Origin of the sequence: Eubacterium album (genome assembly GCF_025336545.1) — a bacterium.
Classification (GTDB): Bacteria; Bacillota; Clostridia; order Lachnospirales; family Lachnospiraceae; genus Eubacterium_U; species Eubacterium_U album.
Window position 1 is genome coordinate 414,459 of sequence record NZ_JAODBU010000002.1, and the last position, 23,886, is coordinate 438,344.

Genomic DNA, 23,886 nt, shown 5'->3' on the forward strand with positions numbered 1-23,886 from the left:
TTTAATATTGATGTTTTTCTTTATTTTTTATAATTGAAAACAGTAGATTGATTATAAGAATAAATACAAACAGAACAACACCTGTTGCTATAAGTGCCTCTCTATGTAATCCCGCAGCATATCCCATTTCCATTACTATATTTGTTGTTAACGTTCTAACACCTTTTAACATACCCTCCGGCATTCTTGGCTGATTTCCTGCAACCATAATTACTGCCATTGTTTCTCCTATTGCTCTTCCTACTCCTAATATAACCGCTGCCAAAATTCCTGATTTTGCTGCCGGAACAACAGTAAGAAAAACACTTCTTTCATGTGTTGCACCAAGTGCTAATGCCCCTTGATAATATTTATCAGGTACGGCCCTTATAGATGACTCTGATACCGAAATAATTGTTGGTAAAATCATCATTCCAAGTAACATGCTTGCTGTTAGCATACTAAGACCATCACCACCAAAATTATCTCTTACTGCCGGTACCAAAACAACCAATCCAAAGAAACCATATATTACCGATGGGATTCCAGCCATGAGTTCAATTCCAGGTTTAAGTATTTTGTACAAAGGCTTCGGACAAAATCTTGCTAAAAATATAGCTGTTAAAAGTCCAATTGGTACACCTATAATCAATGCTCCGGCTGTAACGTATATACTTCCTACAATCATTGGTAAAATACCATATATGTTATTCGTCGGACGCCACTGTGTACCAAATATAAATTTAGTAAATCCAATTTCTTTTATTGCCGGTATTCCATTTGCAAATAAGAATATGCAAATCAAAGCTACCGCTGCAATTGACACACAGGCTGCAATCAAAAAAATTATTTTCATAAATAACTCTTTGAATTTTTTCCATCCTGTATTTGTGCCTACATTATTTTTTTCCTGCATTTCTTTTCCTCATATATTTCTTAAGCCTGACTTACCAATTAATACTTTGCTAGCCAGGCTTAATTTCACTTTTTATTTTTTCAAATTCTAAGCTTTGTTGATTTTCAAATTATTTAACATCTGCCCAAGTTGTAACTGCACCTGTAAAAATATCTTTAATCTGATCTACTGTTAAGTCATCAATTGTGTTGTTATTATTAACAATTACTGCAATACCGTCTTTTGCAATTGCTGTTGCCTTAACTCCTTTTTCTTCATCCTTTAAATCTCTTGATGCCATTCCGATATCACATGTTCCTTCAATTGCTGAATTAACACCTGTTGTAGAATCACTTTCCTGAATTTCAATTGATGCATTTGAGTTAACTTTGGCATAAGCTTCTTTTAATTTTTCCATTACAGGAGTTACTGATGAAGAACCGGCTACTACGATGCTTCCTTTTACTTTGGATGATGTAAAACTTCCTGTATTTTCTACTTCGATATAACCATTGTCTGAAATAATTTTCTGTCCATCTTCACTCATAATATAGTTAATGAAATCCTGTGCTACTTCACTTACGCTATCACCTGTTACGATGTTAAATGGTCTTGCAAGTGTATATGTACCTGCATTAATGTTATCTGCTGTAGCTTCAACTCCACCTACTTTAACTGCCTTAACTGTGTCATTTAATGAACCAAGTGAAGCATAACCGATTGCGTAATCATTTCCTGACACCGTTGTCATCATTACTTCTGTGCTGTTTGTAATGCTTGCATCTAATGTTGTGTTATCAACCTTATTTCCATCTGCATCTTTTTCTTCAACACCTGTTAATTCAATGAAAGCTCCTCTTGTACCAGAACCATCTTCTCTTGAAACAACTGAAATATCTTTAGATGTATCAAATCCTGTTTCTGAACTTGCGCTTTTATTTGTTCCTGCATTATCAGAATTCTTTGCGTCTGAATTTGTAGAACCACAACCTGTCATTGTTCCCATAACTAATGCTGCACTAAGTGCTAAAACTGCTAATTTTCTCATTTCTTAATTCCTCCATAATCTGACGATTTATTTCATCGCTCTAATTTACATTTTCTTTTATTTAGTTTAAAAATAATTAACTAAATATGCGCATTTGTTAATTCTTCTTAATCATAAATGCCCAATGTAAAATCCATAACCATCTCTAAGTAAAAAATACGTAAAGTTCGATTGTAACGAGCCACGCAAATAAAGAAAGACCAACACTACGTTTCAAGCTTGCTTGAAAACTCGTGTTGGTCTTTCTTTATTTATGCGGCGACAGCCGTAACGAAGAAGATGCGCAGCATCTCTGAGTTCGGCTCGTTACAATCGAACTTTTTTATTCATCCGCGACAGCCGTAACGAAAAAGATGCGTAGCATCTTTGAGTTCGGCTCGTTACAATCGAACTTTTTTATTTTATTCTCCAAATACAGCTTTATAATCTGCCTGGAATTTAGCTATTCCCTGATCTGTCAATGGATGCTTTGTCATTGTTTCAATTACCTTATAAGGAACTGTAGCAATATCAGCTCCTGCTAATGCACAATCCGTAACATGAATTGGATTTCGTACAGATGCAGCTATAATTTCAGTTTCATATCCGTAAATATCAAAAATTTCTGCTATTGTTCTTATTAAATCAATTCCCGGCTGATTAATATCATCAAGTCTTCCTAGGAATGGTGATACATATGATGCACCTGCCTCAGCTGCAAGTATTGCCTGATTTGCTGAAAAAATCAAAGTAACATTTGTTTTAATTCCTTCTTTTGAAAGTACCTTGACAGCCTTCAAGCCCTCGACAGTCATTGGAATCTTTACAACCATATTCGGATGAATTGAAGCTATTTCTCTTCCTTCTGCAATCATACCCTCTGCATCAGTTGTTGTTGCTTTAACTTCACCGCTTATAGGTCCATCTACAATAGTAGTAATTTCTTTAATAACTTCGTTAAAATTTCTTCCCTCTTTAGCAATCAATGATGGGTTTGTAGTTACACCACAAATAACTCCCATATCATTTGCCTTTCTGATATCATCTACGTTTGCTGTGTCAATAAAAAACTTCATAATGTTATTTGTATGAGACTTTTCATATATCTCATACTCTCCTTTCTTCATCCCATTATCCCAAATCTGTTTATTTTCAACCTACAATACGCAAATTAATTATGTTACCATCTTTTATCGACTATTTCATCCACCCATTGTTCAATATCCAATATCTGTTGTACCGTCGGATTATGAATAGTCTGATGATAACTCATACAATATTCAATAATTTCCGTAATTTCCAAAAAACTTATCTGTCGGTTTAAAAACATTGCAACTGCTTTTTCATTTGCTGCATTAAGAACCGTAGGCATAGAACCTCCTATCTTTCCTGCTCTATATGCAAGTGATAAACCTTTAAATTTTTCAAAGTCCGGGTCTTCAAATGTAATTTGGGCTATTTTTCCAAAATCTGCTTTTTCTCCGGCAAGATATCTTCTCTCCGGATAATAAATTGCATATTGAATTGGTAATTTCATATCTGGCAAACCTAATTGGGCCATAACAGCACCATCATTAAACTGAACCATAGAATGAATAATGCTCTGAGGCTGAATTACTATCTGAACATCATCTACATCCACGTCAAATAACCATTTTGCTTCTAATACCTCTAAGCCTTTATTAACCATAGTTGCTGAATCAATTGTAATCTTTGGTCCCATCTTCCAATTAGGATGTTTTAAAGCATCTTCAATGGTAACGTTTTTCATTTTTGATTTTTCCCATGTTCTAAACGGACCGCCTGAAGCTGTTAAAATTATCTTATCAATTTCTTTATGGTTTTCTCCATTTATTGATTGAAAAATTGCACTATGCTCACTATCTACAGGTAATATCTTTACGTTATGTTTCTTTGCTAAATCCATTACCAAATGTCCTGCAGTAACAAGAGTCTCTTTGTTAGCTAATGCAATATCCTTTCCGGCTTTTATACATTCTAAAGTAGGTATTATTCCTATCATTCCCACAAAAGCCGTTACAACTAACTTAGCCTTATCATATGTCGCTGCTTCAATTAATCCATCCATTCCTGTTACTATCTTTACATTCTTATCTGCAACAGAAATCTTTAATTGTTCAGCTGCATCTTCATCATATACACATACAATTTCAGGATCAAATTCTCTAATCTGTTCTTCAAGTTTCTTTATATTTTTCTTAGCTGCAATTGCAACTACTTTTAAATCATTATTAGCTCTTACAATTTCTAATGTCTGAGTTCCCACTGAACCAGTAGACCCCAATATTGAAATATTCTTCATGATACTCCATTCTGTCTCCTTCATTTAAGGAAACATCATTATATATTCTTTCTCTATTATTTCTTAATCTCTTATATTTATCTTTTATTTTATTATTTAAAAGTATAATTTTTGTAAAATTAAGCAAAATCTAAGACAAGAATATCACATTTTTTGTAAAAAATAAAGTAGTTGCCCCTCAAACCAGATGTTAAGTATATAATTTATGCAAAAAGGTAGGGAGTAATAAAAATTATTTAGTATTACTCCCCAAATTATGAAAGACTAGTTATGTCAATGTGGCTATTTCTCTTTTTTAGCTTTAACGATTGCCTCAGCCATTTCATGTACTCTCTGTGCCGGAGATGGTGCATTTAAAATACCTGATGTAGCACCTGTTCCATCTGCTCCAAGTTTTACTACATTATAGCAATCATCTGCTGTGCTTACTCCTGATGCAATCATTACTAATACATTAGGATTAACCTCGTGAAGACCCTTTACTGTTTCAATAGTATATGAGTCATCTGCTACCTTTCCTGTTCCAATCAAATCTGTTGGTTCTGCTAATACTATATCAGGATCCATACATGCAACTGCCTTTGCCTCAACTGTTGAATCTGCACAAACTATTGTAATCATTCCTAATTCTTTTGCTCTTTTAATTGTTGCATATAAATCTGAAACTGTTTTAGGATTTTCAGCATGATTTAAAAATACTGCCTCTGCTCCTGCTTCCTTTAATGATTCAGGAAGTACATGTCCCATTCCTCTTCCAGGAGTCAAAGGATCCATTGATTGAGCACACACAATAAGATTTTCTGTATTTTCCTTTATTAATCTTATGTCAGCATATGGGCATGTAAAATAAATCTGAAGTCCTGTTTCTTTTGCAGTTTTATCTGCTGCCTTTGCTAATTCCAAACTTTTTTCACCATATAAATATGACTTTGGATTAACAATCAAAAAAGGTGATTCTGCTTTTGCCATTTTACTCTCCTCCTATTCTCCTATAACAATAATTTTACATTTTCTTGTTCTTTCTCTTGTTCTGTCAAAATCTACAAAATAAACATATCCCGTAGGTCCTACACCCAATTTTCCATCATCAACTTCCAATGTGGCACTTGAACCAACAAGTGTAGATCTTAAATGGGCATCTCCATTAAATAAGGCTGTTCTATCACCATTTGGTAAATATGTAGCTGCATCAGGCCATGATTCAACAGCTTTATAATGTTCTTCACCAGGATAATTATACTGATCTGCATTTACATGATCAGGTATGATTTTCTTTAATACATCATTCAAATCTTCCTGTAAAAATTCATCTCCTGCTTCATTGTAATCATGTACAAATTCTTCAAAAAATACTGAGCATGTTGTATGTGGTGAAATTGCTACACAAATTCCATTCTTTATTCCACTTTTCTCTATTGCTTCTCTAACCTGTGGTGTAATATTTACATATGTTGGTGTACCACCGTGTGATTTTAACATAATTGTTTCTTTATATACTGCCATCTATACTCTCCTTTTCATAAAATTAAGTAGTAGTTAATTATTTTATTTTCTGAAATACCTTTATTGCACGCTTTACATCCTCTTTAATTGCTTCTGTTGCAACTAATGACATTGAGTCATAGAACAATGGCTTACTATCATCCTGCCAATATTCCTTTGATGCTTTTCCACCTGCTGTATTCATATATGTATAGTAATTAACTTTACAAATTCCATTTTCAATAGCTACAGCATAATCCTCATCTGATACTCCTGAACCACCATGCATAACCAATGGAATGTTTGTTGCTTCTCTAAGTCTTGCAACTCTAGGTAAATCCAATTTTGGTTCAGTCAGATATACTCCGTGTGTCGTACCAAATGCAACTGCAAGGCAATCTACATTTGTCATTTCAACAAACTTCTTTGCTACTTCAGGATCTGTATATATGTTATCTAAGTCTTCATAATCATCAGTGCTATCAGCTCCTGCTCCTTCACCCTGTACGACTTTTGATGTGAAAATATGTCCCAATTCAGCTTCAACACTTGCTCCAACTGCATGTGCAATTTTAACTATTTCTGCTGTTTCTGCTGCATTTTCTTCAAAACTTTTAGCTGATGCATCATACATAACGGATGTAAAGCCTAATTTTAAAGCCTGAACACATCTATCAAAACTTGAACCATGGTCTAAATGTAATGCAACAGGAACTTTCGCCCTTTCAGCATAATACTTCATAACCGGTCCTATCTCTTCTAAATCAATTAAATCATCATGGCTTTGTGCATGCTGTAATATAACAGGTGAATTAAGTTCTTCCGCCGCCTGAATAATTCCTCTGATTGCTTCTAGTGTTGTACCGTTAAAAGCTCCAACTGCCTTATGTTCTACTTTCGCTTCATCAAGTAATTCTTTTAATGTTACCAGCATTACTATCCCTCCTATCAATCCTATGGATTAAATAAAATAATCTATTTTAATTACATTGTTTTCAAATTTACTATATACTAATTAATTTTTAACTAATTTCTTACTGATTTTCTTCTGTTTTTCCAGTTCTTTTTTCTGAGCTAATCTTTCTCTACCTTCTTTTCTTGCTCTGGTAACAACAGAATCCGGATTAACTTTTTCATCTAAATCATAAAAATAATCTACTATTTCATCCTGTTCTTCAAATTCAGATACTCTAATCCAATATCTTCCTTTTAAAATCCCACCTTTATTTATATTCATATATATTGATGTATTTCCTGCAACCATTCTCATTGAGAAATTTGTCATTTCACTTATCTTATAAGTATGTTCCTGTTTGTATGCACGAAAAGTTACACTGTCTTTTCCCAATTCAAATTCATACGGATTACTTAAAGATATAAATTCATTCCACACATTATATACACAAATGATTAATATAAACATCAACAAACCACTAAATCCGGTCATCACCTGCCTGATTAGGCAATAAAGCCCAATCAGGAGTGTGAATAACCCCGGTAAAGTATGTTGAATGAAATAGTGTGATTTATTATACACATAACTTTTCATATATACATTTACCTTTCATTTTTATTTTTCTTCAGCATGAGCTGCTTTAATAATACGCTGTCTGTTTAAGAAAGCTAATGCAAGTGCTACAATTCCCACAACCACTAATGCTATAATGCTTAAGTTACCTGCTCTGTAAATAAGCCATGTAAGTGGGTTTGCACCATCACAAATTGATGAAATCTTTGTAACACCATCATATGTAGCTGCATCTACTGTATGAGCTACAGATGTAGTAACTGCTGCAAGGTCAGTTGAAATATATAAACCACCGATTAATGCAACAATACCTGTTATAATTGCACGGAATCCATTACCACCAACTAATGGTACAATTAATACGAACATATATGGTAATACTGATAAGTCAGTCATTGGAAGTACTGTGTTTCCAGGAAGAATAACTGCAAGGAATACAGCAACCGGTACAAGAATAAGTGATACTGTTAATGTAACAGGATGTCCTACACCTACTGCTGAGTCAAGTCCAATATAAATCTTTCCTCTGTTTGAGAATCTCTTTGAAATAAATCCCTGAGCTGCTTCTGAAATTGGCATAAGACCTTCCATAAGTAATGCAGCCATTTTTGGAATAAGTACTAATGCAGCACCTAAGTAAATACCACATGTTAAAATGTCTTTTAATGGATATCCTGCTAATACTCCGATAACAAGACCTAATACTGTACCAATAATAATTGGTTCACCAAATACACCGAATTTCTTCTGTAATTTTTCAATATTAATATCGATCTTGTTAACTCCCGGAATCTTATCGATAATCCAGTTAACTACGATTGCAAATGGAACAAAGGCTGCTGTAAATCCATGAGGAAGTGAAACGCCCGGCATTCCTAAAACTTCTTCTGCCTTTGGTGCTGTGTAGTCAGCAATTACAAATACTATAATAATATTAATAACAGCTGCTATAATACCATATGCAAGGTTATCTGTTACAATAGCAACTAATGAACCTGTAAATGCGAAATGCCAATAGTTCCAAATATCAACGTCGATTGTCTGAGTTGTATTTGTAAGTAACATAATAATGTTAACAATTAAACCAATTGGAATAATTATAAGACCAATTGTTGTACCCATAGCAATCGCTGCTGCTGCAGGCCAACCTACATCTACAGTTGTAAGTGATAAATGGAATCTGTCGGCCATTTCCTGAACTGCCGGTGCTAAATAAGTACCAATAAGTCCTACTGCAAGGTTAAGTCCAATGAAACCTACACCTACTGTTAATCCACCTCTAAGGGCTTTACCAAACTTTGCTCCTAAAATAACACCAAAAATTGTTAAAATAATTGGCATCATTACGCTTGCACCTAAACCATTAATGTAACTAAAAAAATCAATAATATATTGCATGCTTTTTCTCCCTTCTTAATCTCATTTGAAAATAATTTCAAATATTTTCTTACGTGTTATTTTTTCTACTTTTTCATCTGTTCTTCTACATCACTGAACAATTTGTCAACTCCGATACCTGTCAATAATGGAAGTCCAGGTATTACAGGACAAGGAATGTTTCCACCAACTACTGTTGTAGCAATGGCAAAGTCAGCATTTTTTGCTTTTTCTGCAAGTTCAGATACCTGACACTGTTCAATCTGGTATTTTCCTGCATATCCGTGCTCATTAAGATACTGAGATACCTTCTGGTTTGCAACTGTTGATGTTGCTACTCCTGATCCACATGCGATAACTATTCTTTTCATATCTGTTTCTCCTTTCATATAATTATTTGCCTTTTGGCAATTTATTAAGTTCCTACCCCTCTACAAGAGTGGTCATAACTTCATTAATTTTGTCCATGTCCTGTGCCATAATCTCTTTTAATGTATCTTGATTCTGGCATACGGTTATTAATTTCTGGAGCATATCCATTTGATCTTCTTTATGTTTAATTGAAAGCATAAACAATATTGAAACATCAGTTGTTTCTCCCTCCATTCCCATTACATTAAATGTTACGGGTTTGTCTAAAATTCCAAGACAAATTGCTGCATCATTTACATGTTCAGGATCTGTATGTGGAATTGCCACACTTATTTCTCCAACCGGAAGACCTGTAGGATAAACTTCTTCTCTTTTTAGGATTGCCTCAGGAAAACTATCCTTTACATATCCTTCCTCCTGTAATGCTGAAGCCATCTGTGTTAAAACTTCTTTGTCATTTTCACCTGATAAAGTAACTGCTAAATAATGTTTTTCTTTATTGCTTGTTATCTTTTTCATCTTTCTCTCTCCTTTTACTTTTTTTCAAAACTCTTTATCATATCTAAAACTGATTGTTCATTAGGAAGTTCATCAAACTTCCTGATATTATTTTCGTCTCCAAAAATCATCATCATGTCATATATTGCCTGATTAATGCTTTCAGCATCCTTAATACTCATTCCTATTACATATCTTACCGGATCGTTAAATTCACTTCCGAATTCTATTCCTTTTTTTAGTCTTACAAATGAGGCTGCCTCTTTTATAACTCCCTTACTACTATCAGCATGTGGAAGTGCCATTCCCTTGCATACTACAATATATGCTCCATGTTTTTTTACATTGTTAACCATTTCATCAATATACTGACCTGTTACAGTTCCTGAATCACGGAGTAACTGTCCTGCACATTTTATTGCCTCTTCCCAATCTTTAGCCGGATAATCAAGAACAATTCTATCTGTTGAAAGTAATTGATAAAATGCTCCTTGTATGTCCTTTCCGGTATTCTCATTTATATCTTTTATATTAGGCAATTCCATTTCTTCTTTATTCTGTCCCTTAAGTTCAAATACTTTTTGTTGAATATTCAGTATATCCTTGTCATCTAGCATTGGACTTCTTATGACTACACTCGGTAAAACTGCATCCGGTAAAGGAATTGTTGAAATAATCATCTTAGCTCCCGATTGTTCTATTTCCTTCATATTATGATGTGACGATACACTGACAATTTCTATAATATCATCAAGTATTTTTAACTTTGCCAACATAAATTGAACTGTTCCTCTTCCTGTTGCACAAACAAGTGCTACCGGAATTTTTTTATTTTTATTGTTTTCAACTTTTTCTTTTTCAATTACTGATGCAAAATACAAAACAAGAAATAATACCTCATCTTCCGAAAATTTCTTTCCTATAAATCCTTCCAGTTTTTCTAATTCCTTATGTACAATCTTCAGTATTTCAGGATAATCGTTTATAATTGCTTCTTTGAACGGATTTACTAAAACTTCTCCATTCATAACTCTGTAGACAGCCGATTTCATATGAGCAACCATCAAATCATACAATCCAAAATCAAGATAAAAATCTATTCCTAATTTTCCTGATATCGAATGAATTGCTTCTGCAATCATTACCTTTATATCCAAAGAATTTGCACTGTTTCTTTCACCCTTAAGATATCTCTTTCTTCTCAGGCACTTAGTAAACATAAGTATTTCTTCTTCTGTTATTCTGATGTCATATTTTACTGCTATTTTATTGAGCACCGATTTACTAAATGGATACTTTGAACTAATTTCAATTTCTTCTCTTCCACTCTCTTCAAAAGAAGTAAGATATTTCTCCCGACTCATTCTGTTTACCATTATTACCAATTCAACAATAGCTTCATAAAATGAGTAATCTTCTAATATAACTCCTGTATCTTCCTCTTCCTCTAAAAGAATACTTTTCAAATAATCAAAACTCTGTGCATAATCAACTTGTTTCAAAAGTAGATTCCAATAAATATTAAGCATATATCCGTTTTGATAATATTCTTCACTGTTAATTTCCAATAACTTCAAAATATTCTCACGAATCTGTGATTCTGATGCTTCAATTGTATAACCCACATGAGCTTTGGCTTTTAAATTCATATCCCTGTCTTCAAACCATATTTTCAATTCCTGTAAATCACTTAAAATTGTATTTCTACTTACACCAATTTCTTTTTTTAATTTATCAACAGTTATGTATTCTCTTCCATTAAGAAGTATCAATGCCAAAACAGTGTGTCTTTCATTTTTAGTCATTGTATATGAATAAAAATCATAATTTGTAATAAATTTTTCAAATTCTTTTATATTGATTTGTCTCTTATTTTCTAGCTCTAATTCTCCCTCAGAATTTTCGGAAATAACCGGCAATCCTGCTTTTTGCAAGTCATCATTTATTCCCTTAATATCCAGTCGTATGGAGCGTTCCTGAACATTATATTTTTCTTTAAATTCTGATATGTTCAGTTTTTCATTCCAAATTAATTCGTTTAATATTTTATTGCCTCTTCGGTTCATATTCTCACCTTTTCCCCTTCGACTTAATTTAATTATAATTTGTTTATTTTTATTTTGAAGTCCAACTTTGCACAGATTTTTTTCATCAAATTGTACTATTTATTATTATTATCCAACATTTTTTTGTATTTTTCTACCAAATTCTTTTATTTATCGGTGTTGAAACGTTTCTATTTTTTTCATATTATTTCATTATTTATCAACCTGTAAATATTGATTTTTACACAAAAAAACATGCAGCTATACAAAAATATTTTTGTATAACTACATGCTTAATATTTTACAAATCAAATATAGATAACTGATTTCCTTCAGGCATTCCATCAAGCAAACCTAGGTCTGACATTGTTTCCACAACTGTCTTACTTACTTTTGCCCTTTCTCTCAAATCATCTTTTGAAAGGAATTTTCCATCTTTTGCTGCCGCTTCAAGCATTTCTGCAGCTTTATCTCCCATTCCTTCTATTGCACTAAATGACGGCATTACCTTTCCATCAATAACCTGAAACTCTTTTGCTTTTGCTCTGTAAAGGTCAATTGGTTCAAATTCATATCCTCTTGCATACATTTCCTGTACTACTTTTAAATCCCCAATTGTATCTTCATCTTTTTTACTTGTTTCATTATTCTCTTTCTTACGCATAAGATTGTCCAGATAATACTCGCAACGTTCCTTACCCTGACACATTAGTTCATAGTTAAATGCCTTTGCTCTTATGGCAAAATAAGCTGCATAATATGCCTGTGGGTAATAAACTTTATAATATGCAACTCGAAGAGCCATCATAACGTAAGCTGCTGCATGGGCTTTCGGGAACATGTATTTAATCTTTTTACATGACCATATATACCAATCAGGCACACCATTATCAATCATAATCTGCTCATTTTCAGGAGTAAGTCCCTTACCTTTTCTTACAGCTTCCATTATCTTAAAGCTAATACCCGGGTCAATTCCTTTGTCAATAAGATAAGTCATAATATCATCACGGGTACAAATTGCTGTTGAAATAGTACATTTGCCCTGTGCAATTAACTCCTGAGCATTTCCAACCCATACGTCCGTACCATGTGACAATCCCGAACACCTAATCAAATCGGCTATTGTTTTTGGCTTTGCATCAACATACATTTGAATAACAAAATCTGTTCCCATTTCAGGAAGACCCAGCGTCCCGATAGGACATCCTCTTATCTGTTCAGATGTTACTCCTAATGCTTCCGGGCTTTCAAATAAAGACATAAGCTTCGGATCATCAAACGGAATCTCTACAGCATTCGTTCCTGTTAACTTTTCAAGTCTTCTAATCATTGTCGGATCATCATGTCCAAGAATATCAAGCTTAAGAAGGTTAGCATCTATGGCATGATATTCAAAATGAGTTGTAAGCGTATCTGTCGTCATATCATTTGCAGGTTTTTGGATTGGTGTAAATTCATATATTTCCTTATCTCTTGGGACAATAACAATACCACCCGGATGCTGTCCTGTACTCTTTCTTATACCGGTACATCCTCTTGCTATTCTGTCGATTTCAACATAACGCTTATGTATATCATGCTCTTCAAAATAATTCTTTACATAACCAAATGCTGTTTTATCAGCTACACCTGTAATGGTTCCTGCTCTGAAAGTATGTCCTTTACCAAACATAACTTCTGTATATGCGTGGGCATTTGCCTGATATTCACCCGAAAAGTTTAAGTCAATATCAGGTTCCTTGTCACCGTTAAATCCAAGGAAAGTTTCAAATGGTGTATCAATTCCATCTTTATGAAGCGGTGCCCCACATCTTGGGCATTTTTTATCCGGCAAATCCCAGCCTACACCACCATTTAATGAACGTATTTCTTCAGAATCAAATTCCGAATACTGACAGTTAAGACAGTAATAATGTGGTTTAAGTGGATTTACTTCCGTAATTCCTGACATAGTTGCCGCAAATGATGAACCTACGGAACCTCTTGAACCTACCAGATATCCGTCTTCATTTGATTTTAAAACCAAACGTCTTGCCATTATATACATAACCGCATAGCCGTTACCAATAATAGAATCCAATTCTTTTTCAAGTCTGTCGTGAACTACTTTTGGTACAGGGTCACCATATATTTCTTTCGCTCTTGCATGACACGAATTTCTAAGTTCCTCTTCTGAATTATCAAGCACCGGTGGACATTTATCCGGATGGATTGGTGAAATATCCTCAATCATATCACTAATCTTTGCCGGATTTGTTATAACAATTTCTTCCGCTAAATCACTGTCAAGATAACTAAATTCATTAAGCATTTCATCAGTTGTTCTTAAATAAAGCGGTGGCTGTTCATCTGCATCTTTAAATCCGTTACCATACTGAATAATTCTTCTGTACATTTCATCTTCAGGATCAAGGAAATGTACGTCACATGTAGCAACCGTAAGTTTTCCGAGTTTCTTTCCAAGTTCAATTATCTTTTTATTTATATTAATTAAATCTTCATTTGAATTGAGAAGTCTCTTATCATCCTTTTCAGGGTCGCCTGTCTTAACCATAAACTGGTTATTTCCAAGAGGCTGCACTTCAAAATAATCATAGAAATCAGCTATTCGCATAATTTCCTGCTGACTATGTTCATGTAATATTGCCTGATATAATTCTCCTGCTTCACAGGCACTACCAATAATCAATCCTTCTTTATATTTCAAATAGTCACTTTTATGAATTCTTGGTTTACCATTTGCAAATGTATCTATATGAGAAATAGATATAAGCCTATACAAATTTACTCTTCCTATATTATTTTGCACTAATATGATTGCATGATGCGCTTTTGCCTTCTTCATTGCATTTTCAGACATTTTTCCTGCCTCATTGGCCTTATCTAAGTCATGAATATCTTTTTCTTCAAGCAAATCACACATTCTTAAGAATATATGCGCCGTACATTCGGCATCATCAACAGCTCTATGATGATTTTCCAGAGAAACTCCCAATGCCTTTGCAACATTATCAAGTTTATATCGTCCAAGCCCTATAATAAGGAATCTGGCCATTAATAATGTATCCACAACTGTAAAATCGCATGGTAATCCTAATCTTTTTGCATTTGCTGAAATAAAACTCATATCAAAATCCGCATTATGTGCCACCATAATTGCTCCTTCGCAAAATTCAAGGAACTTTGGAAGTACTTCTTCAATTTCAGGTGCATGAATTACCATATTGTCATTAATACCGGTTAACTTTTCAATTCTAAATGGAATAGGCACTTTAGGATTTACAAAAGTACTAAACCTGTCCACAATCTGACCATTTTCAACTTTAACGGCACCTATTTCTATTATTTTATCAAGAGATGGAATAAAACCGGTTGTTTCGATATCAAATACTACATATCTGTCTTTAAGGCTTTGTCCTCTTGGATTTGTTATCATATCCTTCAAATCATCTACAAGATATGCTTCAACACCATATATTACTTTAAAGTCAAATTCTTTTCCCTGCTTTTTACACATACTCTTGATATCGCAATATTCATGCCATGCATCAGGGAAGCCCTGAACAACACCGTGGTCAGTAATTGCAATTGCTTTGTGACCCCAGTCATAAGCCCTTCTGACAATTTTTCTTACATCACTTACACCGTCCATATCGCTCATTTTTGTATGGCAGTGTAATTCAATTCTCTTATCAACTGCTGTGTCATGTCTTATTTCAACAAAATTTGATATAAGCTTCATTCCAAAGATGTGTCCAACATTTACTTCCTTATCATATGGATCATAAGCTGCTCTACCTTTAATTCTTACAAATTTGCCTTTACCTACACGACTTTTAAAATCTGCCAAAACCTCTGTATTATCTAAGAACAATTTAACCATTACACTATCTGTAAAATCAGTTACAGATAAAGAAACAATAATCTTTCCTTTTCTTGTTTCTCTTTCATCCATATTAAATATCTGTCCCTTAATAACTACTTCACCTGAGTCATCAAATAATTCTGCAATTTTAGTTTCTTCATCAAATTCGAAATCTCTACCATATACGACATCAGGATTATCCGAGCGGGTTGATTTTACAATCTTAGGTCTTTCAGGTGTTTCCTGTGCCTTTTCTTCCTGTTTTTCAGGCTTATTGCTCTTATTTCTGCTCATTAAGATTTCAACTTCATTTCTAAGTTTCTTTTCTTTCTGTTCTTTAAATTTGTCCTTTTGTGCTTCAACTTTCTTAATTACAACTTTTAGCGGAATATTAAAACGAATATTGTAAATATTCTCAATTGTATTTTTTATGACATTCATACGTTCCTCTGTCATAAGATGCGTTTCAAGTTCCATCTCTAAAGCTGAATCGGACAAGAACTGAAATTGTGCCTTTTTATACATTGTCGCTATCAGCGCACTTTTTTGGGAAAGTTCCGTATAAATACTATCCTTATATATGTCAAATAAATTTTTTGGAGTATATTGTTGTGATAAACTGTAATGCTCCATTATCTGAACGGATATTTTCTTTCCCATCTTTAATTGTCTGCATAATTCATTTTCTACAGATAAAATAGCAGGCTTATTAATAAGCCTGCTGCTTTCTATATAAATACGCAATTTTGTTCTGTCTCTGTTAGCAGTAATTCTTGTAACTTCAACCTGTTCAAATATTTCTGTTAATTCACTATTAAGTTTTACATCTGGAAATACTTCAAAAAAAGTTTTTCTTTCCATATATTACTCACTCCAATTTTTCAATTCGTATTCTAATGCTTTAAGTAATTCTTCTTCAGGAACCTTTTTAATTATTTCACCTTTTTTCATAAGGATACCGACACCATTTCCGCCTGCTATTCCCAAATCTGCTTCTTTAGCTTCTCCCGGTCCGTTTACAACACATCCCATAACAGCTACTTTAATATCAAGATTCTGGTATTTTTCCACTAATTTTTCTACTTTTGTTGCAAGTCCTATTAAGTCAATCTGTGTTCTTCCACAAGTAGGGCATGAAACTACAGAAATTCCTCCCTGCTTTAATCCTAAAGTCTTTAAAATTAAATTAGCACTTCTTATCTCTTCAACAGGATCTCCTGTAAGAGAAACTCTTATAGTATCTCCTATTCCCTGACTCAAAATAAGTCCTAATCCAATTGCAGACTTAATGTTTCCTGATGTAACTGTTCCTGATTCAGTTATACCAACATGTAATGGATATTTAGTTTTATCAGCAATCAGTTCATGAGCTTTTACACACATTAAAACATCTGATGATTTAATGCTTATAACAAGATTATCATAGCCTAAATCTTCTATTATTTTAACTTTATCAAGTGCACTCTCCACAATTCCTTCTGCTGTCACTCTTCCATATTTTTCTAATATATGTTTTTCTAATGAGCCGCTGTTAACACCGACACGGATAGGGATATTTCTTTCCTTAGCCACATCTACTACAGCTTTAACTCTATCTAAGCTGCCGATGTTTCCCGGATTAATTCTTATCTTATCTGCACCATTTTCCATTGCTGCTATTGCAAGTCTATAATCAAAATGAATATCTGCAACTAATGGAATGGATATTTGTTTTTTTATTTTCTTCAAAGCCTTAGCAGCCTCCATTGTTGGAACTGCACATCTTATAATATCGCATCCTGCAACAGTTAACTCCTTTATCTGCTTTACAGTTGCCTCTACATCTTCTGTTTTAGTATTCGTCATTGACTGAATAAGGATTGGATTTCCTCCTCCAATTACCTTATCACCTATTTTTATCACTTTTGTACAATCTCTATACATATTCAGACTCCTAATTTTTATTGCAAATCAGATGCATTTTACAAATTTATAAAAAATTTCATTCACATTACTTGCAGTTACTTACAACAGTTTTCTAACATCGTTAAAGATTAAGAATAGCATTAATACCATCAATAATGCAAATCCAATGAAATGTACCATTCCTTCCTTATCTCTTGATACAGGTTTTCCCTTAATAACTTCAATAATGCAAAATACAAGTCTTCCACCATCTAATGCCGGCAAAGGTAAAAGATTCATCACACCTAAGTTTGCACTCAACATTATAGCCATATTGATGAGACTTAAAAGTGCCCTGTATGCACCTTCTGATTTACTTGCTTTATAAGTATCACCAATTGCACTTACAATTCCCACCGGTCCTGATACTTCATTTGCTGAAACCTTTCCAGTAACAAGCATCTTTAAACTCTTTAATACTGTATTAATCTGGTATTTTACTTCTACAAAACTATATTTTAAAGTTCTTCCAAATGACATTCTCTTTCTTGCAAGATTGTACTCAAAACCTTTTGAATAAACCGTCTGATACTGAGGTGTCATCTTAAGTTCCTTAGTCTTTCCATTTCTATTAACCGTTATCGTAACTGTATTATCACCAAATGGATTTTCTTCAATATATTTCTGTAACTCATCACCTGATTTAATTTCTGTTCCATCAACAGCAACCACTACATCTCCCGGCTGAGCTCCTGCTTCATCCATTGCACTGCCGGCTGTTACATTTCCTATAGTCGCCTCTGTATCACCGGAATTATATGACATACCAACCATATATTTCTTTACTTCTTCCGGCTTATAAGAAATTTTCTGTTTTTTTCCATCTCTTATGAATGTAAGTTTTACATTATCCGAACCTAAAGGATTAACAAAATCTTCTAAATACAATTCTCTACCGATACTTACTCCTGTACCATTATATTTAGTAATTATATCTCCTTTTCTAAGCCCTGCTTCATAAGCAGGTGATGACTTATCCACTGCCGTTACATAAGATTTATCTGTTCCAATTGCTGCTATAACAATGACTGATAAAACAAATGCAAGAATAAAGTTAAAGAAAGGTCCTGCAAAAACTACTGCCATTCTTGCCCACACCGACTTTGAATTAAATGAACCTTCTACAACTGTATCTTCATCTTCTCCTAACATGGCACATGAGCCACCAAATGGAAGACATTTAATTGAATACTTTGTTCCACCTTTTTCAAAACTACAAATTCTTGGTCCCATTCCAATGGAGAATTCATTTACTACTATTCCATTTTTCTTTGCTACAATGAAATGTCCAAATTCATGTATTAATACTAATACGCTGAAAATTATTAATGCTATTATAATACTGATAATATTTGACATACTGTCATTCCCACCTATTCTACAATTATTTTTATTTTACCTGCACCATAAAATTATCATAAATGATATTTTATCTAATGTATATGTTGTAATTGTTAACATTTAAGTTTTTTCATATTAAAATTTTAGAAGAAATTTATTAAGAGCCATACTATAGGTGCAACAAATATTACGCTGTCAAACCTATCCATTATGCCACCATGTCCCGGTATAAGTGTACCATAATCCTTAATATCATGATTTCTCTTTATTGCTGATGCAGCTAAATCTCCTGTCATTGCAATAAGACTTCCTGCTGCACATACGATTGGATATGCTATTCTAGGGTCTAAATATCTCATTTCTATATTATTCTGAAATACTGTTGCATATATAAATCCTAATACAGCTGCTCCAAGTATTCCACCTACAGCACCTTCTATAGATTTCTTTGGGCTTAACACCGGTGCCATTTTATGCTTTCCAAATGCTACACCAAATACATACGCACATGTATCACTTCCCCATGAGCATAAGAATATCAACCATACATTATATGCACCATTATTACCCATTCTTACCAAATAAACAAAAGATAACATAACTGCTACATATATTGTTCCAAAAATTGCTGCCATTACCTGTTCAGTCTTGCATTTTGGAAATTCAAAAACATAAACAGCCATGCACGCAATGAGTAATGCAACTATTAAAAATGGAACATATGTCATCATATCAAAACGAAGCATTGCATAATAAATAATTACTGCAATATATGCCATTATTCCTGTAGCATATTTTTCAATACCAAACACTCTGTTCATTTCATATAAACCAATTAAGGAAACAATTCCAACTGTAACAAGTAAAACATCATTTCCTAAAATAATGGTTATAAGTGCAATTATCACCAAAATTATTCCGCTAAAAAGTCTTTCATAAAAAGATTTATTCATAAATTTACTGATTACCATCTTTAGTTCTCCTCAACTTTTCCAAATCTTCTGTCTCTTTCATTATACTTAGCTATAGCTTTTTTTAATTCCTCTTTATTAAAATCAGGCCATAAAACATCTGTAAAATAAAATTCTGTATATGCAAGCTGCCATAAAAGATAATTTGACAATCTTAACTCTCCACTTGTTCTGATTAATAAATCAGGGTCAGGAATATCGTGAGTATCTAAAAAACCGTTAAACATATCTTCTGTAATATCTTCCGGAGCAATTTTGCCTTCAGCACATTCTCTAGATATTTTTCTGATTCCTCTTACAATTTCATCTCTTGCTCCATAATTAAGTGCAATGATAAATGTAATACCTGTATTATTTTTTGAACACTCTTCTAATTCTTCTATTTTTTCAACAATCTCAGGTTCTAATCTGCTCCTTTCACCTATAACTCTTACTCTCATATTGTTGCTGTTTGCTCTTTTAATACAGTCTTTTAAATAATTTTTGAGAAGTTTCATTAAAGCTGCAACTTCATCATCAGGTCTGTTCCAGTTTTCTGTTGAAAATGCATATACAGTCAAATACTTAACGCCTAAATCATATGCGTCTTCTATTATTTTTTCTACTGTCTTTGCTCCTGCCACATGTCCTGCATTTCTAGGTAAAAATCTCTTTTTTGCCCATCTTCCATTGCCATCCATAATAATGGCAATATGATTAGGTATATTCATTCCTGTTAAATCTATACTCTCTGCCATACTTCCTCCGGTTTCTGTATACATTCTAAAATGGCTTTTGCACAGAATCAATTTTTATTCTTTGCAAAAGCCACTTATTAATACGAAATTGTTTTTGCTGAGGATTTATTAACATTTCTATTATACTGTTAATATTTCCTTTGATTTTTCTTCTACTGCTGCATCAATCTTTGCAACATATTTATCTGTAGATTTCTGAACATCATCCTGATATTCCTTAATTTCATCTTCTGAAATTCCATCTTCTTTTCCTTTTTTCTTAATTGCATCCATTGCATCTCTTCTAATATTTCTAACTGCAACTTTTGCATTTTCACCTTTTTTCTTAACATCCTTTACAAGTTCTTTTCTTCTTTCTTCTGTTAATTCAGGGAAAACAAGTCTAATCATCTTTCCATCATTAGTTGGTGTTAATCCTAAATCAGACATTAAAAGTGCTTTTTCAATATCTTTCAAAATAGATGCTTCCCAAGGCTGAATTACAATCATTCTTGCTTCAGGCACTGATATATTGCCAACCTGCTGAAGTGGTGTTGGTGAACCGTAATAATCAACTGTAATCTTATCTAAAATATGTGGATTAGCACGTCCAGCTCTAATAGATGTGTATTCACCATATAAATTGTCTAATGACTTTTCCATCTTATCTTCATATGTCATAATTAATTCTTCCATGTTAAAACTCCTTCATTCTATAAATTATTCTACTGTAATTTTTGTTCCTATTTTCTCGCCTGTTGCTGCCTTAATAATGCTATTTTCTTCATTCAATCCGAATAAAAGCATTGGCATTTTATTTTCCATTGCCAAAACACTTGCTGCAAGATCAATTACTCCAAGTCTGTCATCTACAATCTTACTTATTGGTAATTCATCATATTTCTTAGCATCCGGGTTAACAGCAGGATCACTATCATACACACCGTCAATTGCTTTAGCTCCTAAAATACAATCTGCTTCAATTTCAATGGCTCTTAAAACCATTGTCATATCTGTTGAAAAATATGGATGACCTGTTCCTCCGGCGAAGAAACAAACCTTACCTGCCTTTAATCCATTAACAGCTTCATCCTTTGAAAATAATTTAGTCCATGTTCCGCATGTAAATGGTGTAAATACATCTGTGTCCATTCCTTCTGTTCTGAATATTTCTGACACATACATACAGTTCATAATTGTGGCAAGCATACCGATTCCATCTGCCTTAGGTCTGTCAATCTTTTCGCTTGTACGACCTCTCCAGAAATTCCCTCCACCTATAACTATTCCAACTTCTATATTCTTATCTACAAGTTGCTTAACCTGCTTAGCAACTGCAACACAAGTTGCCTCATCAAATCCGGTTTTCTTATCACCGGCTAAAGCTTCACCGCTAAGTTTAAGTAACACTCTCTTCATTGTTTATTCCTCTTTTTTCTATTATTATTTCGTATGTTTATCTGTATCATTCCACAAAATGGGCGCACTAATACAAAATCTGTAACTAGAATACCATAGTTACTAAAAAAATTCAATTATACCTTTGTTGTAAAACATCCATATTTACAAAAGATTTTCTTATTATTTTTCTACTCAAATAATTTCTTAATTATAATGCAGAAATCATTTTAAACAAACTATGTTTTTGTTTGACTTCCCCGCGTTCTTTCATTTAAATAAATAGGTTAAGAACATAACTTAAATTATATTTGTAAACTAATCTGAATATACTTATATCTTGCGTCAAAATGCATATACTTAAAAGGCAGCCTGAATCATTATTATATGTATCCGAAATTTCTCGTACATATAATCAGCATTCAGACTGCCTTCTTATTTTTATTGTTTTATATCTTCCTAAAATATTTATTAAGATACTCTATTTATTATTCTGTTTCTTTTTTTCATCAAAATAATCTTTTGTTTCTTTTGCAACTATACCACTTAATACAAACAATGCAATAATATTTGGAATGGCCATAAGTCCATTAAATATATCTGCGATTGTCCATACTGCCTTAACAGTCATATATGGTCCGATGAATACTGCTAAAATGTATAACCATCTATAAACCTTTACAGCAGTTTTACTTTTATTTGATAAATATTCCAAACATCTTTCACCATAGTAATCCCATCCAAGAATAGTTGTGAATGCAAAGAATACTAAACATACCATTAATATGAATGCTGAAACTTCTGATGGGAGAAAACTTAATCCGTTCTGGAAAGCATGTGTTGTAACCTGAACACCTTCAAGTCCGACAACTTTATATGAACCCATCATTACAATTGAAAGACCAGTTAACGTACAAACAATAATTGTATCTATGAAAGTACCTGTCATTGTTACAAGTCCCTGACGAACAGGATCTTTTGTCTTTGCTGCAGCTGCTGCGATAGGTGCTGAACCAAGGCCTGCTTCATTTGAGAAAATACCTCTTGCTATACCTTTTTGCATTGAAATTGCTATAGATGCAAATACACCACCTGCTACTGCCTTTGCACCAAATGCATATTCAACTATTGTCGCTATTGCTCCAGGTAATTTTGTAATATTAGTTACAATTAAAACTAATACTGAAACAATATATAAAACAGCCATAAATGGTACAATTACCTGTGATACATTAGCAATTCTCTTAATACCACCAATTACAACCAATCCTACACAGATAGCTAAAACAAAAGCTGTGATTACAATAGCAATTGAATAATCATTTCCTAGAATACTAATTGTATTTTCTTTATTAGGGTCAAAGAATGACTGGACCGCTGATGCAATTCCGTTAACCTGTGTAAATGTTCCGATACCAAATAAACCTACACATGCTCCAAAGAATGCAAATATCTTCGCAAGCCATTTCCATTTATGTCCCATACCATTTTCTATGTAATAGAATGGTCCACCAAGTACATGACCTTCTTCATCAATCGTTCTATAGCGTACTGCTAAAAATCCTTCTGAATATTTTGTTGCCATTCCAAAGAAAGCAGCTACCCACATCCAAAATAACGCTCCCGGTCCACCTACTGCAGTACCAAGTGCTGTACATCCAATAGCTGTTGCTACACCTACAATGTTACCTGTACCAATTGTTGCTGATAATGCTGTACATAGTGCTCCAAAACTACTAACTTCCCCGTGTCCTTCTTCTTCGTTCTTAAACATATACTTAAGTGCCTTAGGCAAATGCACTATCTGTAATAGTCTTAACCGAAAAGTAAGGTAGATGCCTGCTGCAAGAATCAACACAATAAGTGGGATTCCCCAAACTAAATCATCTACCTTAACTAAAAAATCTGTAAAATTGCTCATAATATTCCTCCTGTCCTTTTGCCTGAGAGATTAGTGATGCTTCTAAAAATTTAAATATCACCTTACACCTTCGGCGTCTGTATAACTGTTTACCTCAGCTATCAGAACTCTCCAGTTGTCACCCTTAATCTTATCTTTTGTGACACTATCATATTTATTTTAGTAAGGTAAAGCGATAAAATCAAGCACTTTTTTTATAAC

General features: G+C 33.4%; 20 protein-coding genes and 1 riboswitch. All 20 genes read right to left on the minus strand.

Annotated elements, in window-relative coordinates; genetic code table 11:
- Window position 1: 1 nt before the first annotated feature.
- Window positions 2–895, minus strand: a complete 894-nt coding sequence (pstC, locus tag N5B56_RS02195; RefSeq protein WP_117909807.1) for a phosphate ABC transporter permease subunit PstC — start codon at window positions 893–895, stop codon at window positions 2–4.
- Between the two features lie 109 nt (window positions 896–1,004).
- Window positions 1,005–1,922, minus strand: a complete 918-nt coding sequence (locus N5B56_RS02200; protein ID WP_022088470.1) for a substrate-binding domain-containing protein — start codon at window positions 1,920–1,922, stop codon at window positions 1,005–1,007.
- A 401-nt stretch (window positions 1,923–2,323) separates the two neighbouring features.
- Window positions 2,324–2,977, minus strand: a complete 654-nt coding sequence (gene fsa, locus N5B56_RS02205) for a fructose-6-phosphate aldolase (protein WP_117909857.1) — start codon at window positions 2,975–2,977, stop codon at window positions 2,324–2,326.
- 104 nt (window positions 2,978–3,081) lie between these two features.
- Window positions 3,082–4,224: a 1-deoxy-D-xylulose-5-phosphate reductoisomerase gene (locus N5B56_RS02210; protein ID WP_117909806.1), complete on the minus strand. Its 1,143-nt coding sequence runs from the start codon at window positions 4,222–4,224 to the stop codon at window positions 3,082–3,084.
- A gap of 282 nt (window positions 4,225–4,506) precedes the next feature.
- On the minus strand, window positions 4,507–5,193 hold the full coding sequence (locus N5B56_RS02215) for a triose-phosphate isomerase (RefSeq protein WP_117909805.1): 687 nt from the start codon (window positions 5,191–5,193) through the stop codon (window positions 4,507–4,509).
- A gap of 12 nt (window positions 5,194–5,205) precedes the next feature.
- Window positions 5,206–5,727: a YjbQ family protein gene (locus N5B56_RS02220; RefSeq protein WP_117909804.1), complete on the minus strand. Its 522-nt coding sequence runs from the start codon at window positions 5,725–5,727 to the stop codon at window positions 5,206–5,208.
- 37 nt (window positions 5,728–5,764) lie between these two features.
- Complete coding sequence (locus tag N5B56_RS02225; protein WP_117909803.1) at window positions 5,765–6,640, minus strand: class II fructose-bisphosphate aldolase; 876 nt, start codon at window positions 6,638–6,640, stop codon at window positions 5,765–5,767.
- 81 nt (window positions 6,641–6,721) lie between these two features.
- A complete protein-coding gene (locus tag N5B56_RS02230) occupies window positions 6,722–7,129 on the minus strand; it encodes a hypothetical protein (RefSeq protein WP_243003028.1) in 408 nt (135 codons plus the stop codon).
- A gap of 147 nt (window positions 7,130–7,276) precedes the next feature.
- Complete coding sequence (locus N5B56_RS02235) at window positions 7,277–8,632, minus strand: PTS galactitol transporter subunit IIC (protein WP_117909801.1); 1,356 nt, start codon at window positions 8,630–8,632, stop codon at window positions 7,277–7,279.
- A 65-nt stretch (window positions 8,633–8,697) separates the two neighbouring features.
- Entirely contained in the window at window positions 8,698–8,982 is a 285-nt protein-coding gene (locus tag N5B56_RS02240) for a PTS sugar transporter subunit IIB (protein ID WP_117909800.1), read from the minus strand.
- A gap of 52 nt (window positions 8,983–9,034) precedes the next feature.
- Window positions 9,035–9,502 (minus strand): PTS sugar transporter subunit IIA, encoded by a 468-nt coding sequence (locus tag N5B56_RS02245; protein WP_117909799.1) that lies wholly within the window; start codon window positions 9,500–9,502, stop codon window positions 9,035–9,037.
- Window positions 9,503–9,516: 14 nt separating this feature from the next.
- Window positions 9,517–11,547, minus strand: coding sequence for a BglG family transcription antiterminator (locus N5B56_RS02250; RefSeq protein WP_117909798.1), 2,031 nt, complete (start codon window positions 11,545–11,547; stop codon window positions 9,517–9,519).
- Between the two features lie 280 nt (window positions 11,548–11,827).
- Window positions 11,828–16,255, minus strand: a complete 4,428-nt coding sequence (locus tag N5B56_RS02255; protein WP_147585644.1) for a PolC-type DNA polymerase III — start codon at window positions 16,253–16,255, stop codon at window positions 11,828–11,830.
- A gap of 3 nt (window positions 16,256–16,258) precedes the next feature.
- Entirely contained in the window at window positions 16,259–17,317 is a 1,059-nt protein-coding gene (ispG, locus tag N5B56_RS02260) for a flavodoxin-dependent (E)-4-hydroxy-3-methylbut-2-enyl-diphosphate synthase (protein ID WP_022088467.1), read from the minus strand.
- Window positions 17,318–17,398: 81 nt separating this feature from the next.
- Window positions 17,399–18,697, minus strand: coding sequence for an RIP metalloprotease RseP (gene rseP / locus N5B56_RS02265; protein WP_022088466.1), 1,299 nt, complete (start codon window positions 18,695–18,697; stop codon window positions 17,399–17,401).
- Window positions 18,698–18,822: 125 nt separating this feature from the next.
- Complete coding sequence (locus N5B56_RS02270; protein ID WP_260978295.1) at window positions 18,823–19,650, minus strand: phosphatidate cytidylyltransferase; 828 nt, start codon at window positions 19,648–19,650, stop codon at window positions 18,823–18,825.
- Window positions 19,651–19,652: 2 nt separating this feature from the next.
- The gene (gene uppS / locus N5B56_RS02275; RefSeq protein WP_022088464.1) at window positions 19,653–20,387 is read right to left on the minus strand and encodes an undecaprenyl pyrophosphate synthase; all 735 of its coding nucleotides are present in this window, start codon (window positions 20,385–20,387) and stop codon (window positions 19,653–19,655) included.
- Between the two features lie 120 nt (window positions 20,388–20,507).
- Window positions 20,508–21,062, minus strand: a complete 555-nt coding sequence (gene frr / locus N5B56_RS02280) for a ribosome recycling factor (protein ID WP_118565563.1) — start codon at window positions 21,060–21,062, stop codon at window positions 20,508–20,510.
- A gap of 24 nt (window positions 21,063–21,086) precedes the next feature.
- A complete protein-coding gene (gene pyrH, locus N5B56_RS02285; RefSeq protein WP_022088462.1) occupies window positions 21,087–21,785 on the minus strand; it encodes a UMP kinase in 699 nt (232 codons plus the stop codon).
- A 460-nt stretch (window positions 21,786–22,245) separates the two neighbouring features.
- Window positions 22,246–23,685 (minus strand): alanine/glycine:cation symporter family protein, encoded by a 1,440-nt coding sequence (locus tag N5B56_RS02290; RefSeq protein ID WP_260978296.1) that lies wholly within the window; start codon window positions 23,683–23,685, stop codon window positions 22,246–22,248.
- Window positions 23,686–23,810: riboswitch (glycine riboswitch) on the minus strand.
- Window positions 23,811–23,886: the final 76 nt, after the last annotated feature.